Source organism: Acidovorax sp. (genome assembly GCF_046314175.1).
GTDB lineage: Bacteria > Pseudomonadota > Gammaproteobacteria > Burkholderiales > Burkholderiaceae_C > Acidovorax.
Genome location: NZ_JBKBXG010000028.1, coordinates 21482 through 35300 on the forward strand (window position 1 = coordinate 21482; position 13819 = coordinate 35300).

The 13819-nt window shown below is 65.7% G+C and carries 13 protein-coding genes; 6 read left to right on the forward strand and 7 right to left on the reverse strand.

Annotated features, from left to right (window positions below):
• Positions 1 to 16: 16 nt before the first annotated feature.
• The 6 genes from ruvA to ACK4OE_RS10130 all read left to right on the forward strand — a co-directional run bounded on the left by ruvA (position 17) and on the right by ACK4OE_RS10130 (position 7026).
• Complete coding sequence (gene ruvA, locus ACK4OE_RS10105; protein WP_409884685.1) at positions 17 to 592, forward strand: Holliday junction branch migration protein RuvA; 576 nt, start codon at positions 17 to 19, stop codon at positions 590 to 592.
• A 219-nt stretch (positions 593 to 811) separates the two neighbouring features.
• On the forward strand, positions 812 to 2602 hold the full coding sequence (locus ACK4OE_RS10110) for a trypsin-like peptidase domain-containing protein (protein ID WP_409884686.1): 1791 nt from the start codon (positions 812 to 814) through the stop codon (positions 2600 to 2602).
• Between the two features lie 34 nt (positions 2603 to 2636).
• Complete coding sequence (ruvB, locus tag ACK4OE_RS10115) at positions 2637 to 3695, forward strand: Holliday junction branch migration DNA helicase RuvB (RefSeq protein ID WP_409884687.1); 1059 nt, start codon at positions 2637 to 2639, stop codon at positions 3693 to 3695.
• A gap of 31 nt (positions 3696 to 3726) precedes the next feature.
• Positions 3727 to 5022 (forward strand): efflux RND transporter periplasmic adaptor subunit, encoded by a 1296-nt coding sequence (locus ACK4OE_RS10120; protein ID WP_409884688.1) that lies wholly within the window; start codon positions 3727 to 3729, stop codon positions 5020 to 5022.
• A 10-nt stretch (positions 5023 to 5032) separates the two neighbouring features.
• Positions 5033 to 6271 (forward strand): ABC transporter permease, encoded by a 1239-nt coding sequence (locus ACK4OE_RS10125; RefSeq protein ID WP_409884689.1) that lies wholly within the window; start codon positions 5033 to 5035, stop codon positions 6269 to 6271.
• Positions 6271 to 7026: an ABC transporter ATP-binding protein gene (locus tag ACK4OE_RS10130; protein ID WP_409884690.1), complete on the forward strand. Its 756-nt coding sequence runs from the start codon at positions 6271 to 6273 to the stop codon at positions 7024 to 7026. The genes ACK4OE_RS10125 and ACK4OE_RS10130 overlap by 1 nt, the downstream gene beginning before the upstream one ends.
• Positions 7027 to 7153: 127 nt before the next feature.
• Here ACK4OE_RS10130 and ACK4OE_RS10135 read toward each other — a convergent pair whose 3' ends face one another.
• From ACK4OE_RS10135 to ACK4OE_RS10165, 7 genes are all read right to left on the reverse strand, one after another.
• Positions 7154 to 8998, reverse strand: a complete 1845-nt coding sequence (locus tag ACK4OE_RS10135; RefSeq protein ID WP_409884691.1) for a lysoplasmalogenase family protein — start codon at positions 8996 to 8998, stop codon at positions 7154 to 7156.
• A 36-nt stretch (positions 8999 to 9034) separates the two neighbouring features.
• Complete coding sequence (locus ACK4OE_RS10140; protein ID WP_409884692.1) at positions 9035 to 10204, reverse strand: DSD1 family PLP-dependent enzyme; 1170 nt, start codon at positions 10202 to 10204, stop codon at positions 9035 to 9037.
• The gene (locus tag ACK4OE_RS10145; protein ID WP_409884693.1) at positions 10188 to 10829 is read right to left on the reverse strand and encodes a histidine phosphatase family protein; all 642 of its coding nucleotides are present in this window, start codon (positions 10827 to 10829) and stop codon (positions 10188 to 10190) included. Before ACK4OE_RS10145 ends, ACK4OE_RS10140 begins: the two co-directional genes overlap by 17 nt.
• A 29-nt stretch (positions 10830 to 10858) precedes the next feature.
• A complete protein-coding gene (locus ACK4OE_RS10150) occupies positions 10859 to 11575 on the reverse strand; it encodes a DUF4136 domain-containing protein (RefSeq protein ID WP_409884694.1) in 717 nt (238 codons plus the stop codon).
• Between the two features lie 84 nt (positions 11576 to 11659).
• Positions 11660 to 12628 (reverse strand): tRNA 2-thiocytidine(32) synthetase TtcA, encoded by a 969-nt coding sequence (gene ttcA / locus ACK4OE_RS10155; RefSeq protein ID WP_409884695.1) that lies wholly within the window; start codon positions 12626 to 12628, stop codon positions 11660 to 11662.
• A 4-nt stretch (positions 12629 to 12632) separates the two neighbouring features.
• Complete coding sequence (locus ACK4OE_RS10160) at positions 12633 to 13004, reverse strand: dihydroneopterin aldolase (RefSeq protein ID WP_409884696.1); 372 nt, start codon at positions 13002 to 13004, stop codon at positions 12633 to 12635.
• A gap of 26 nt (positions 13005 to 13030) precedes the next feature.
• A complete protein-coding gene (locus tag ACK4OE_RS10165) occupies positions 13031 to 13816 on the reverse strand; it encodes an SDR family oxidoreductase (RefSeq protein WP_409884697.1) in 786 nt (261 codons plus the stop codon).
• Positions 13817 to 13819 lie beyond the last annotated feature (3 nt).

The window sequence follows — 13819 nt, forward strand, 5'->3', positions numbered from 1 at the left end:
CCGACAAAGGACACCCATGATAGGCAAATTGACCGGCACCCTGCTGGAGAAGAACCCCCCGGAGGTGCTGGTGGACTGCCAGGGCGTTGGCTACGAGGTATATGTGCCCATGAGCACGTTTTACAACCTGCCAGCCTTGGGCGAGCGGGTCAGCCTGCTCACCCAGTTCATCGTGCGCGAAGACGCGCAGCTGCTGTATGGCTTTGCTACCGCGCCCGAGCGGCAGGCGTTTCGTGAACTCATCAAGATATCAGGCGTGGGGCCGCGCACCGCGTTGTCCGTGCTGAGCGGCATGGGCGTAGGCGACCTCGCTCAGGCGATCACGCTGCAGGAGGCCGGGCGCCTGGTCAAAGTGCCGGGCATCGGCAAGAAGACGGCCGAGCGGCTGCTGCTGGAACTCAAGGGCAAGCTGGGCGCGGACATCGGTGTCCCCCAGGGCGCTGCGCACAGCGATGCACAGGCAGACATCCTGCAGGCCCTGCTGGCGCTTGGTTACAACGACAAGGAGGCGGCGGCGGCGCTTAAGGCATTGCCGCCAGACGTGGGTGTGAGCGACGGTATTAAGCTGGCGTTGAAGGCGTTGGCGAAGTAGCATCCACCCGGCTTTCAAGGGTGAAGAATCTTTCTCAAACATTTATAGGCGCCTTGCCATGGGCACTGGAGAAGAAAAATGACGCGTAGTTTTGTGGCCCGATGGGGCGGGATCGTTGCGGCAGTGGCCGCACTGTTGGTCGGGTGCGGTGGCGGCAGCCAGGAAGGCGGCACACCCGCATCCAGCCCGGCGCCGCTGGTCACCAAGGTGGATCGCTGGGTGCAGCCTGCCAGTGCGGACCAGGGTGTGGCGAGCATCAAGTCGCGAAGCGCAGATGCGGCGCCTCGGGCTGCTGTTGTTAGCCTGGGGGAGCTTGCCCAGGCCAAAATTGCAGAGGCGGCACCCACTGTCGGTCCGCGTCTGGTGGGCGTGGGCCGAGCTGTCGAGGCCACCAAGAGCGTTTCTGCTACCGGGACGCAGTTGCAGTGGAAAGATGCTGCTTCGGGCGGTAAAGTGGCAGCGATCAGTTTCAGCGCAAAGGGCGCTTACGGCGTGCGCCTGGGCGTGCTGGTGGACCAGTTGCCTGGTAGTGCCCTGCTGCGCGTGTATGCACAGTCTGCTGTGGGCAAACCCTATCAGGTCGCTGGGCAGGAAATTCTGCAGATGATTGAGCGAAACCAAGCTGCTGGCGACCGCAGCGAGGCCACCCGCACCTGGTGGACCCCCGACACAGGCGAAGGCGAGGCAACGCTGGAGGTCGAGTTGCCGCCTGGCGTGCCGGTGAGCGCGCTGCGTATTTCGGTGCCTCAGTTGTCACATATCTTCGAGAATTTATCGTTGCCCAGCGAGGACGAACTGGCGGCGGTCCAGCGGCTAGAGGTCAAGGACATCGGCGATGCAGACCTGTGCAACCTTGATGCCACCTGCTACAACGATGGTGCCAGTGAGCGCAACGCTGTAGCACGCATGGTTTTTGTGAAGGGGGCCTCTTCTTTTCTGTGCACCGGGACTCTGTTAAACGACGCCAATTCTTCCGGCACCCCGTACTTTCTGAGCGCCAACCACTGCATTTCGGAGCAAACCGTGGCTTCGACGCTGCAGACGAATTGGTTTTTCAGATCATCGAGCTGCAACAGCGGCTCTTTGCAAAGCTCATCCATCAGGAAAGTGGGCGGGGCGCGTCTGCTTTATGCCAGCGCAGATACAGACATTTCGTTTATGCAACTCAATGACGCTCCGCCCGCGGGCGCATTGTTTGCGGGCTGGGACGTGTCGACTATTTCGGCCGGATCATCAATCATCGGCCTGCACCACCCACGGGGTGACCTCCTCAAGCTGAGCATGGGCACTGTTGTCGGGCAGTCAAGCTGTGCCACCATTTCTGCTACACAGTTCTCTTGCAGTGGTACCACCGGCAATTTTTACCGAGTCACCTGGAGCCAGGGAACGACCGAAGGTGGCAGCAGCGGTTCAGCAGTCTTCCGGGCTGGCAGGGTGACGGGCACTCTGTTTGGTGGGTCCGCCGTCTGCACCAACCGTTCCTCGTCGGATTACTACGGCCGCCTCGATGTGGCATACAACGCAGCGCTGAAGAACTGGCTCGCGCCCGGGGCGGCTTCTGCAGCACGCACGGCGGTATACCGGTTTTACAACGGAAAGACAGGCGCACACTTCTACACAGCCAGTGCGGCCGAGCGGGATTTTGTAGTTCAAACTTTCCCTGAGTTTGCGTACGAGAACATCGCTTTTTATGCCTATGCAGATTCCAGCTCTGGCAAGGACCCCGTATTCCGCTTCTACAACGCAAAGTCGGGTGCGCACTTCTACTCCGGCAGCGTGGCAGAGCGCGATTTCGTCATCACAAACTATCCCGACTTCAAGTACGAGGTGGTGAGTTGGTATGCCCAGACCGGCGCGGGCAATGGCGCGTCCCCCATCTACCGCTTCTACAACGCCAAAACGGGGGCGCATTTCTACACTATCAATGCCGCAGAGCGTGATTTCGTGATCCAGGTGCACAAGGACTTCCAGTACGAAGGTCCTATGTACTTTGCATGGACCGCTCAGTAGAGCGCTGGCACTGCCGTCCCATTTGCCCGACCGAATGACCATCCAAACCGACGACTTCGCCCCCGCCCCCACCAAACGCGTCATCTCAGCAGCCCCCGCATCGCCCCAGGAAGAGGCGATCGAACGCGCCCTGCGCCCTAAGCTCCTGCAGGAATACGTGGGCCAGGCCAAGGCGCGGGAGCAGCTGGAGATCTTCATCGGTGCGGCCAAGAAGCGCGGCGAGGCGCTGGACCATGTGCTGCTGTTCGGACCGCCGGGCCTGGGCAAGACCACGCTGAGCCACATCATTGCGGCCGAGCTGGGTGTCAACCTGCGCCAGACCAGTGGCCCTGTGCTCGAAAAGCCCAAAGACCTGGCGGCGCTGCTGACCAATCTCGAAAAGAACGACGTTCTTTTCATCGACGAGATCCACCGCCTGTCGCCTGTGGTGGAGGAAATTCTCTACCCCGCGCTGGAGGACTACCAGATCGACATCATGATCGGCGAGGGGCCTGCCGCGCGCAGCATCAAGCTCGACCTGCAGCCCTTCACGCTGGTCGGCGCCACCACACGTGCGGGCATGCTCACCAACCCGCTGCGCGACCGCTTTGGCATCGTGGCGCGGCTGGAGTTCTACACAGCCGAAGAGCTGGCGCGCATCGTTACCCGAAGCGCCGGTTTGCTGGGCACGCCCATGGACGAAGCGGGCGGCTTTGAGCTGGCGCGGCGCTCGCGCGGCACGCCGCGCATTGCCAACCGGCTGCTGCGGCGCGTGCGCGATTACGCCGAGGTCAAGGGCGATGGCCGGATCACCAAAGCCATTGCCGACAAGGCGCTGGCCATGCTGGATGTGGACCCACAGGGCTTTGACGTGATGGACCGCAAGCTGCTGGAGGCGTTGATCCACCGTTTTGACGGCGGCCCCGTGGGCCTGGACAACATTGCCGCCAGCATTGGCGAAGAGGCCGGCACCATCGAGGACGTGATCGAGCCCTATCTCATCCAACAAGGCTATCTGCAGCGCACAACGCGCGGGCGCATTGCCACGCTGGCGGCCTACCGGCACCTGGGTGTCACTCCCCCGCAGGCTGCGGGGGGGCTTTTTTCAGAATAAAAGGGGTCGTTATGGCGCTGAGGAGTTCCCTGTGAAGCGCCGCTGGATGGCCCTGGCGCTGGGTGTCGTGTTGCTGGCTGCCGTCGGTGCCAGCATGTTGGCACTGCGCGGCACGCAAGTGGATGGCGTGGTGGTGCAGTTTGCGCCGCTGGTGCGTACCCTGCAGTTCTCGGCCCGCGTGGCCACGCTGTCGCGCGTGGAGGTGGGCAGCACGGTCACCGGGCGTGTGGCCGCCGTTCGGGTGGCAGAAGGCGCGCAGGTGCGCCAGGGGGATGTGCTGGTGACGCTGGAGTCGGACGAGCTGCGGGCGGCCCTGGCGCAGGCCGTGGCGGCCGAGCGCCAGGCGCAGTCTCGCCTGGTGGGCCTGCGCAGCAGCGGCCGTAGCGTTGCACAGGCAGCGCGCGCGCAGGCCGATGCCACCGTGCTGGCAGCCAGCGCCAGCCTGGTGCGGGTGCGGCAGCTGGTGGCCCAGGGGTTCTACAGCGCCGCGCAGCTCGATGAGGCGCAGCGCGCCGTCGATGTGGCCCGGGCGCAGCAGTTGAGCGCGCAGGCGCAGGTCCAGGCCAACGCCGACGCCGGCACCGATGTAGTCCAGGCACAGGCGCAGCTGGTAGTGGCCCAGGCGGCCACGATGGCAGCCCAGGCCCGCCTGGCACAGACCACGCTGGTGGCCCCGGCCGATGCCCGCGTGCTGGTGCGCGACGTCGAGCCCGGGCAGATCGTGCAGCCTGGCAAGGCCTTGCTCAGCCTGGCGCTGGCCGGGCCCACCCAGCTGGTGGCCCAGGTGGACGAACGTTTTCTGGACCAGTTGCTGCCGGGCCAAAAGGCCTCGGTGGTGGCCGATGCCTTTGCAGGCCAGCGCTTTGCAGCGCGTGTGCTCACCATCGCCCCCTCGGTGGATGCCCAGCGCGGCGCCATCGAGGTGAAATTTGCGCTGGAGCAGCAGGCGCCTGCCTATCTGCGCGAGGACATGACCTTGTCGGTAGAGGTAGAGACCGCGCGGCGCGAGCGTGCCCTGGTACTGCCCCAGGCGGCTCTGCGCGGCCCGGTGGAGGGCGACCAGGCGACGGTGCTGGTGCTGCAAGAGGGGCGCGCCCAGACCCGCCCCGTGCGGCTGGGGCTGCGCACACTGGACGCAGTGGAGGTACTGGACGGTCTGGCTGAGGGCGACACCGTGCTGCGTGGTGGCGCCGTGCAGGCGGGCGACCGCGTGCGTGCCCGCACGGTGGAGTGGAGTGCAGGCGTGGCGGCACCCGGACCCTCTTCTCGGGGCAAAGGGCCGGGTGCCGATGCAGGCGCTGCCCTGACCAACGCCATGGGCCGCTGAGCGCGCTGTCATGCGGATCTGGCCCGGGTTTGAGTTGCGTGTGGCGCTGCGCTTTTTGCGCGAGGGGCGCATGCAGACCGTGCTCATCATCGTGGGCGTGGCGGCAGGTGTGGCGGTCATTGCCTACATCTCGTCGCTGATCAGCGGGCTGCAATCGAACACCCTGGCCAAAACACTGGGCGCCCAGGCGCACATCACCCTGCGGGCGCCGGACGACCTGGTCATACCGGCAGCCCCTGCCTTGCCCGGCACTGCCGCGCTGACCGAAACCCAACCGCGCGCCCAGCGCCTGCGGTCCGTGGCCAACTGGCAGGCGCTGGTGCCGCTGCTGGAGCGCTTGCCCGAAGTCGCCGGGGTGTCGCCCATGGTGTCCGGCTCAGGCTTGGCGCTGCGCGGCGAGGCATCGCAGGCCATTGCCCTGATGGGCGTGGACCTGGACCGCTATGACCGCGTGGTGGGGCTGCGCTCCAAGGTGGTCAGTGGCACGGCGCGGTTGTCACCGGGCGAGGCCATCGTGGGGCGCGAGCTGGCCTCTGACCTGGGCGTGCGCGTGGGAGACCGCCTCACGGTGCAGACCAGCGGCGCGGGCGGCACGGTGAGTGATTCGGTGCGCGTCACCGCCCTGGTGGACCTGGGCGTGAAGGACCTGAACCGCCGCACCGTGATCGTGCCGTTGCGCGCAGCGCAAAGCCTGCTGGCGCTGCCGGGGGGTGCCAGCCAGCTCGATCTGACCTTGAAGGACGTGTGGGTGGCTCAGACCCTGGCGCGTGCGTTGCAAACGCAGTTCCCCTACAAGATCGAGAGCTGGCAAGAGAGCAATGCCCAGCTGGTGTCAGCACTCAATGCGCAGTCCATCAGCACCTCCATCATCCGGGGCGTGGTGTTGGCGGTGGTGGTGCTGGGCATTGCCAGCGTGCTGGTGGTCTCGGTGGTGCAAAAGGGCCGGGAGATCGGCATCTTGCGCGCCATGGGCGCCACGCGGGGCCAGGTGCTGCGTGTGTTTTTGGTGCAGGGCGCCGTGGTGGGGGCACTGGGCTCGGTGCTGGGCCTGCTGCTGGCGGTGGCGCTGATCTGGGTGTTTACCCACTTTGTGCGCGGCTCGGATGGCATGCCGCTGTTTTCGATCACCCTGGCGCCCGCCATGGCGTTGCAGATTGCGCTGATTGCCTCGGTGTGCGGCGTGCTGGCGGCCGTGGCGCCCGCGCGGCGCGCAGCGGCGCTGGACCCGGCGCAAGCCATCAGGATGTGATGAACGCCGCAGCCGCCCCCGAACTGATCGTGCTCGATGCCGTGCGCAAGAGCTACAACCTGGGCCGCTCCAGCGAGGCCGAGGTGCTGCACGGCATCAACCTGCAAGTGCGCCGGGGCGAGTTCATCGCGCTGATGGGGCCTTCGGGCTCGGGCAAAAGCACGCTGCTCAACATCCTGGGTCTGCTCGAACGCATGACGACTGGCAACTATCTGCTGGACGGCGAGGCGGTGCAGGACCTGGACGATGCCGCGCTGACCCTGCGCCGGCGCAGCACCCTGGGGTTTGTCTTTCAGTTCCACCACCTGCTGCCCGCGTTCTCGGCGCTGGAGAACGTGACGCTACCGGCCCTCATGGCCGAAGGCCGCGTCAGTGCCGCTAGCCGCGATCACGCGCGCAGCCTGCTGGACGCCGTGGGCCTGGCCCAAGCCATGGACAAGCGCCCGGCAGAGCTGTCGGGCGGCATGCAGCAGCGCGTGGCCATAGCGCGCGCGCTGGTCATGAACCCGCCGCTGGTGCTGGCCGACGAACCCACGGGCAACCTCGACACCGCCTCGTCGGCCGAAGTGTTTGCCCTGCTGCGCCGCATTCACGCCGAGCGGGGCACGAGTTTTGTCGTGGTCACGCACGACCCGCGCCTGGCCGCACGCTGCGACCGGCTGGTGGAGCTGATCGACGGGCGCATTGCGCGCGACGAGCCGATTGCTGCGGGTGTGGAGCCGGTGCCCACCGCGTTGCCGGCGCTGAAGCGGTAAGGTGCGCGCGGTGGGGTGCCTCCGCGTGCAAAGAATCGTAGTGCTTCTGATTTGATAGCTGTTAGCGCTTATATATCAAGCGCTAGAGGCTATTTTGGCTTGTTTTTTCGCTTTGTGGCCTGCTGCTTCACAGCCCGGGCGGCGCGGTGGAAACCAGCCCGTCAGCGCCGGTGTAGCAATTGGCCGCGTGCGCAGCGCGGCCCGCTTCGACCGGCGCCACAGCCTTCGCATCGCCCGGTATCCGCGCCATGCCCCGCAGCATGCCCCAGACGATCAGCACCTGCGCCGCGTAGTAGGTAGACAGCACCCACACCTGTGCCATCGGCAGGGGCGTCACAAAGCGGTTGGTGGCCAGCAGCGAGTCGCTGAGCATGAAAAACCCAGCGCCAACCGCAACCAGTAACGATGGCGCATCGCGCAGTGTTGTAGCGCGGCCGATGGCCTGGGCGGCCATGAGCGCAATCACCAGCACATAGGCAGCCACCGGCGCGCGCAGCGCGGGCGGCAAACCGCCGGCGCATAAAAATGCGTACATCGCCATGCCAATGCCCAACGTGGCGGCCAGCGCACCCCGGTGCGCAAACCACGCCTGCCCGCTTTTGAACAGCGCCACATAAAACAGATGCGCCACCAGAAAACTCACCAGGCCCGGGATGAAGAAGCCCTGGAACATGAGAAACACATCCCCCGCCAGCGATCCGCCCAATGCAGCAGCAAGAAGAAACAGATTTTTAGAGCCAAATTGGCATCTGGCGCTTGATGGGTAAGCGCTAGCAGCTACCGAAATAATAGCAAAAGCCATCGTCAGCGGCTTGAACAACCAGTGCCATTCCAAGAACCCCAGCGCGCTGGTGGCGGTGGCCAGCGCGCCGCTTTGCAGCATCAGCGCCATCAACATGCCGATGCGTCCCTGCATCACCGCGCCCAGCGCCCATTGGCTGACCAGCAGCACCGCAAACCAGATGGCGCTGTGGGCCAGCGGCGCCGCATCGGCGCGCCACAAAAATGCCGCCACCCCCGCCAGCAGCGCCCCAAACTGCACCAGCGCAAACCACTGCACGGCGCGCGACATGGGTGGGTGGTAAGGCTGCATCTGCGCCATGCTGAAGGCGGGCTTGGGAAACCGCTCAGCCACATCGGCAGGCCGCCAGCCCGGCGGCTTGACCCACACCCTGAGCTTGTCCGCCCAGCTGCGCGCGTGCCAGCTGTCATGCGCCAGCCCCGCATACACCTGGGTGTTGGCCCACAGCGGGTCCCAACTGTTGAGCAGGCCGCGCGTGCCGTACACGCACTTTTCCTTGTCATCTTCGTCCTTGAAGGTGCCGAAGAGGCGGTCCCAAATAATCAGGATGCCGCCATAGTTCTTGTCCAGGTACGCATCATTCACCGCGTGATGCACACGGTGGTTGCTGGGGCTGCAGAACCAGCGGTCAAACCACCCCAGGCGCCCCACCTGTTCGGTATGCACCCAGAACTGGTAGAGCAGATCGACAAGTGCCACCACCGCAAACACCAGCGGCGGCACGCCTGCCAGCGCCATGGGCACATAGAACACCCAGCCCAGCAGCGCGCCCGAGCTGGTCTGGCGCAGCGCGGTACTCAAGTTGTAGTCCTGGCTCTGGTGGTGCACCGCATGCGCAGCCCACAACACGGCCGACTCATGCCCCATGCGGTGCAGCCAGTAGTAGCAAAAATCGTAGAACACCAGCGCCAGCAGCCAGCCGGGCAGGCTGGTCCAGAACGCATCGTTGCGCCACAGGGCCACGTGCTCGAACAGGGCGGTGTAGATGCCGATACGCAGCAGCCGGGTGAACACGGCGCTGGTCTGGCTCAGCATGCCCAGACTGATGCTGCTGACCGCATCGGCCAGCCGGTAGGTATTGCGCTGGCGCTTGTAGCCCACCGCCAGCTCAATGGCGATCAGTACAAAGAAGACGGGGGTGGCAAGGACGATGATCTGGCTGGGGCTCATGGAGGACACCAAAGTGTCCGCCGATTCTTGCCCCAATCAGGTCAGCGCGCCTCTGGCATCAACCCTGATGATGCGCTCCACCGTGCCCATGGCCAGCCCGCCACGCACGCCGATCAGAAAGTCGTGCAGGTTCACCGTCGGGTCGCAGTGGCCGGGAATGAGCCACAGCATGCGGCCCAGCGCAGGCAGGCGCGCCTTGGGGCTGTCGGCGTAGATCAGACCGTGTTCGTCGCCGCCGTTGGCGTAGCGCAGTGCGCGGTCGGCGGGCAGCAGGGCCACTGTGGGCAGGCCCGAGTCGATGGCGTGGCTTTTGTGGCCCGCGTCGCACACCACATGGGTGTCGCGCACCGACACCACCTGGGTTTTGACGAACAGCGCGTGTTCAAACGCCGGTTGCGCCGGTTCGCGCTCGTTGCGCGCGTAGTCGGCATCCATGAACAAAAACGAGCCCGCCTGCAGCTCGCCGAACACGCCGCTGGCGGCTTCGTGCACCAGCGTGCCGGTGCCCGAGCCGGTGATCAGCGGCACGGTGATGCCCGCCTCCTCAATCAGCTGCCGCGTGTGGATGGCTGCGCGCACGACCTGTGCGATGGCCTCTTTGCGGCCCACGGTGCTCGCCATGTGCTGCGCCCGGCCATGGTAGGCCTGCAGACCCGCGAACCGCAGGCGGGGGCTGCGCACCACGGCCTGCGCCAGGGGTACGGCCGCCTCTCCCGGGGGCACGCCGCAGCGGCCCTGGCCCACGTCAATCTCTACCAGCACGTCAATGCCCGCGTCGCTGCCGAATTGCGCCATGGCCTCCGTCAGGCGCTCGATGCCTTCGGCGTGGTCCACCGCCACGCCCAGGCGCCCGCCGCGTGCCGCCAGCTGGGCGGCCAGCCGCGCCACGCGGTGCAGTTTGGGCATGGCAATGACCTGGTTGGTGATGGTGATGTCATCCACGCCCCCGGCCGCCAGCACCTCGGCCTCGGCCACCTTTTGCACGCACACGCCCTGGGCACCCGCGCGCTGTTGAAGCAGGGCGATTTCGGCGCTTTTGTGCAGCTTGGCATGCGGTCGCCAGCGCACCTGGTGCTTGCGCGCAAAGTCGGCCATGCGCTGGATGTTGCGGTCCATGGCGTCCAGGTCCACCACCAAGGCGGGGGTGTCGATCAGGTCCACCCGTTGGCCAATACAGGCCGCAAGTGCTTCAGGAATGGGTTTCATCGCGCGCTGCGTTGTTGTCCAGGTGGTTGGTGTCCGCCCAGCCCACCAGCGTGAGGCCGTCAGGTGTCCACAGCAGGCGGTTGATGGCGGCGTTGGCGAGCTGCCAGGTGCGCGGCGCCTGGATGTCCTGGCGCGTGGCCAGGCGGTACAGCACATCCAGCACGCCGCCGTGCGCCACCATCACCACTTGTTCGCCCACGTGCTGCTGCGCCAGGGTGGTGACGATGCGTTCGATGCGCTCGCGCAGCGTGACCAGCGACTCGCCGCCCTCGGGGGTGTAGTGCGGGTCGCGCTTGCGCCAGCGCAGCGCGTCTTCGGGCAGTTCGGCCTCGATCTCGGCAAACGTGCGGCCCTGAAAGTGACCAAAGCTGCGCTCGCGCAGATCGACTTCAGTCACCAACGGCGCGCCCGTGGTGCGTGCCACGGCCTGCGCCGTGACGTGGGCGCGCTGGAGGTCGCTGGTGTAGATGGCGGCAATCGGCTCACCCGCCAGCGCTTGTGCGACCTGATCGGCCTGCCACAGGCCCGTGTCGTTGAGGGGAATGTCCAGATGTCCCTGGATGCGGGTGTCCACGTTCCAGGCGGTTTCGCCGTGGCGGATGGCAACGATGCGGGTAGCGTGCATGCAGTTGGGTGACAGGTTCAGCGGTTGAATCAGCGGGCCGGTGCAGCAGGTGCAGGCACCACCACCCCCGGCTGGGCGGGGGAGTGCGCTGGCGTTCCAGCCGTTTCGGGTGTGAAGGGCAGGCGCACCTGCCGCGGGCCTTGCGGCGGCTGGGGGAAGCCTTGTAGTGCTGCGTCCAGCAGCACGCCGTACACGGCGGGGTCGCTCACCCACACGTCCTCGTGCACGGCCGAAGTCTCATACACCACGGCCTGGGTCTGGGCATCGCGCATGACCAGGCTGACGGCGCGGCGGTGCAGCGGCGTGGGTTCACCCATGCGCCAGATGCCGCCCACGCCCCAACCCCGGCCGTGCCAACCACCACCAAACCCACCGCTAAATGCCCAAGGCGAAGGGCCGTAGAACCCGTACGGCCCATACGGGTAGGCCCACGGGTCTGCGCGCGGCACGTTGTCAGCCTGCACGCCGATCTGCACCAGCAGACGGGGGTTCGCTTCAACGCGCTGTAGGCCCGCGCGGGCCAGAGATTGTTCTGCGAGCTGGGCGATGGGGTCGAACGACGGGGTTTGCTGCGACGGCAGGCGTTCCAGCCGGTAGGTGGCGGGGCTGGGCAGCGCATTCAGTGTCGAAAAACTCTGCACCCGCCCGTCGACGATGCGGGTGGTGCTGCAGCCTGCCAGCAGGGCGGTGGCCAGGCTCAGCAGCAGGGCGGCCGTCCAGCGGCGCGGTGTGGTCAGTCGGGTCATGGCAGTGGCTCCTCAGTCGGTGTCAGCAGGCCATCCTGCACGCAGGTGGCAAAGGCTGTGGGAGTGCCCGCGGCCGCACGAGGTTCACGACAACTGCACCACCTGAACACCTGGTAACGAAGGCGCGGGCGCCACAAACTCTTCCTTGTCAAACGCCTTGTCGCCGTCTTCGCTGGCGACGCCCGTGGCCTTGGCGTTCTTGAAGTCGAACAGGCTGCCGTCCAGCAAGTGCGAGGGCACCACTTTCTGCAGTGCGTTGAACATGTTCTCCACGCGGCCGGGGAACCGCTTTTCCCACTCGCGCAGCATCTCGCCCACCTGCTTGCGCTGCAGGTTCTCCTGGCTGCCGCACAGGTTGCAAGGAATGATGGGGAAGTTGCGGTGCGCAGCCCAGCGGGTGGTGTCCTTCTCGGCCACGTAGGCCAGCGGGCGGATCACCACATGTTTGCCGTCGTCGCTCACCAGCTTGGGCGGCATGCTCTTCATCTTGCCGCCAAAGAACATGTTGAGCAGAAGCGTCTGCAGGATGTCGTCGCGGTGGTGGCCCAGCGCGATCTTGGTGCAGCCCAGCTCATCGGCCACGCGGTACAAAATGCCCCGGCGCAAGCGGCTGCACAGGCTGCAGGTGGTCTTGCCCTCGGGGATCAGCTTCTTGACGATGCTGTAGGTGTCTTCGTTCTCGATGTGGAACGGCACGCCGGTGCTGGCCAGGTACTCGGGCAGCACATGCTCGGGGAAGCCCGGCTGCTTCTGGTCCAGGTTCACGGCCACCAGGTCAAAGTGGATGGGCGCGCGGGCCTTGAGCTTGAGCAGGATGTCCAGCAGCGCATAGCTGTCTTTGCCGCCGGACATGCACACCATCACCTTGTCGCCTTCTTCGATCATGTTGAAGTCGACGATGGCCTTGCCGACCTCGCGGCACAGGCGCTTTTCGAGCTTGTGGGTTTCGCGCTCGATCTTCATGCGGGCGGCGCCGCTGGTGGCTTCGGTGCTTTCCTCCGTCCAGCCAGTGGATGGGGCGGAGGCTGGGGCTTCGTTCAATACTGCGCTCATGGGGTCACCACTGTCCTGTCTCGATGCGAATGGCCACTTCGCAGTCGTCAAAAATTTCGAGTTTGGCAATCTTCACCCGCACGCCCCGCACGCCGGGCAGTTGCATGAGGCGGTTGGCCAGCTTGCCGATCAGGCTCTCCAGCAGGTTCACACGCTCTGCGGTGCATTCGTCGATGATGATCTGGCGCACACGCCGGTAGTCCAGCACATGGCCGATGTCGTCGTCGCGCGGGGCCAGCGGCTGCACACCCAGGCTCAGTTCGGCATCGACCTGGATGGGCTGGGGGGCGGTCTTTTCGTGGTCAAGGATGCCCAGGTTGGCGTCAAAGCGCAAACCGGTGAGTGTAAGAATCTGGGTGCCTGCAGCGGTGGTCATGAATAGGTCCTGGAGTGAGCGTGCGCTCACATCAAAGAGAAATCGCGGTCAAACTTCATCAGGTGCTGGCCACCATCGACCAGCAGCGTGGTGCCGGTGATGGACCGGTTTTCCAGCGCAAACTTCACCGCGCTCGCCACGTCCTCGGGGGTGGACGAGCGGCCCAGTGGACTCAGTGCGTGCAGCTGGGCAAATTTTTCGTCGCTGAGCATGTGGCTGGTCAGCGTGAGGCCCGGGGCCACGCCCACCACGCGCACGCGCGGCGCCAGTGCGATGGCCAGCATGGTGCCCGCGGCTTCGAGCGCGGCCTTGGAGAGCGTGTAGCTCACAAAATCGGGGTTCTGGTTCCAGAGCTTCTGGTCCAGCAGGTTGACGACGGCGCCTTGCGCATCGGCCTCGCCCTGGGCAACGCGGTCGGCCACATGCTGGTGCAGCGCTTGGGCCAGCAGCACGGGGGCGGCGGTGTTGCTGCGCAGGTGTTTTTCGAGCGCGGTAAAGCCAAAGGTGGCGGCGTTGTCATGCTCGAACAAGGATGCGCTGTTGACCACGGCATCCACGCGGCCAAAGTGCGCCACCACACGGGGCAACAGGCCACGGACGGCGGTCTCGTCCTCAAAATCAGCATCAAAATGGGCACTAGCGCTTGTCAGTGCTGCGCAAGCGGCTACGGTATCGATAGCATCCTGCTCGGAGGATCGATAGTGCACCGCCACCTGCCAGCCGCCCGCTGCCAACGCCAGCGCAATGCTGCGGCCCAGGCGCTTGGCGGCGCCAGTGACCAAAACGGTACGTGGTGGGGTGGGTGGGGTCATAGG